Origin of the sequence: Streptomyces sp. NPDC014861 (genome assembly GCF_043081625.1) — a bacterium.
Lineage (GTDB): Bacteria > Actinomycetota > Actinomycetes > Streptomycetales > Streptomycetaceae > Streptomyces.
The window spans coordinates 1-1341 of record NZ_JBIBWV010000050.1; the positions used below are offsets into that span (position 1 = coordinate 1).

The 1341-nt window shown below is 69.1% G+C and carries 2 protein-coding genes; both read left to right on the forward strand.

Going from position 1 to position 1341, the window contains the following annotated elements; translation table 11 throughout:
- The first annotated feature begins 58 nt into the window (after positions 1–58).
- Positions 59–928 carry an IS5 family transposase gene (locus tag ACF1BN_RS37765; protein WP_366378956.1) on the forward strand — a complete coding sequence of 290 codons (870 nt, stop codon included), beginning with the start codon at positions 59–61 and terminating at the stop codon, positions 926–928.
- Positions 929–1000: 72 nt separating this feature from the next.
- Entirely contained in the window at positions 1001–1330 is a 330-nt protein-coding gene (locus ACF1BN_RS37770; protein WP_366378957.1) for a hypothetical protein, read from the forward strand.
- Positions 1331–1341: the final 11 nt, after the last annotated feature.

The following is a 1341-nucleotide window of genomic DNA, read 5'->3' on the forward strand; positions in this document are numbered from 1 at the left end:
CTAGGCCGTGTTTTGAAAATCGGCTCGGCGCCTCGTCCCGCATCGCGATGATCTGGGTGTGGGGCGAGGGGATCTTTCTGACGAACAGTGGGCTGTGCTGGAGCCGTTGTTGCCGGTCGCGGTGCTGGGGCGGCCGTCGTTGGGTCGGCGGAAGCTGATCGACGGGATCCGGTGGCGGGTGAGGACCGGTGCTCCGTGGAGGGATCTGCCGTTGGAGTACGGGCCGTGGCAGACCGTCTACGGACTCTTCCGCCGCTGGCAGCGCGACGGCACCTGGCCCGGACTGCTGACTCGGCTGCAGACTCGGGCGGATGCGGCCGGGCTGATCACGTGGGAGGTCAACGTCGACTCCACGATCTGCCGGGCCCATCAGCACGCCGCGGGTGCCCGCCGCGACGGCCAGGCCCAGAACGAACCGCCGGGCGGAACCTCCATCGAGCCCGACGACCACGGACTGGGCCGGTCCCGGGGAGGCTTCACCACCAAGATCCACTTGGCCTGCGAGCAGGGCCAGCGACCGCTGTCTCTGCTGGTCACCGCAGGTCAGCGCGGCGACAGCCCTCAGTTCGTCGCCGTTCTGGAAGGCATTCGGGTGCCCCGCACCGGACCCGGCCGTCCCCGTGTCCGGCCGCTGCGGGTGCGGGGCGACAAGGCGTATTCCTCCCGCGCCAACCGGGCCTACCTGCGAAAGCGCGGAATCCGCTGCACGATCCCGGAGCCCGCCGACCAGGCTGGCAACCGCAAGCGACGCGGGAAGGCCGGCGGGAGGCCTCCGGCCTTCGACCGCGAGGACTACAAGGCCCGGCACGCGGTCGAGTGCGGGATCAACCGGCTCAAGCGCAACCGGGCGGTCGCCACCCGGTTCGACAAACTCGCGGTCCGCTTCGAAGCCACCGTCCTGATCGCCGCCATCGGCGAATGGCTGTGACCGGCCCGAGCTGTCGGTTCCGCATGCCATGCTGACCGCGACCAGGGCCGGCAGGGTGAGGGAGAGACCACGATGGGGGCTCAGTACTACGGCGCCGACAGCGAGAACGGCGACCGTATCGACGACCCCTCCGAGGACGCGCTGTTCACGCTGATCAGCGACCTCAACAACTCCGACAACACCTTCGTCGTCGTCCAGCCCGACGAGGACGACCCCGTCTGGTTCGCTTCCGTGGCCGTCCTGGACGGGGGCGGCTACGAGATCGTCCGCCGTGACACCACCCGCAACGAGCACGAGGTCACCACGGCGACCGGCATCAACGACATCGCCCGTGACCTCACCATCTGGATGGCCGCCCGAGACTTCCCCGGACGGCCAAACAGGCAGGTCACCGCGTTCTAAAACACCGCCTA

Coding starts and splice junctions, on each gene's coding strand:
- ACF1BN_RS37770 (WP_366378957.1), top strand. CDS start 1,001: ATGGGGGCTCAGTACTACGGCGCCGACAGCGAGAACGGCGACCGTATC.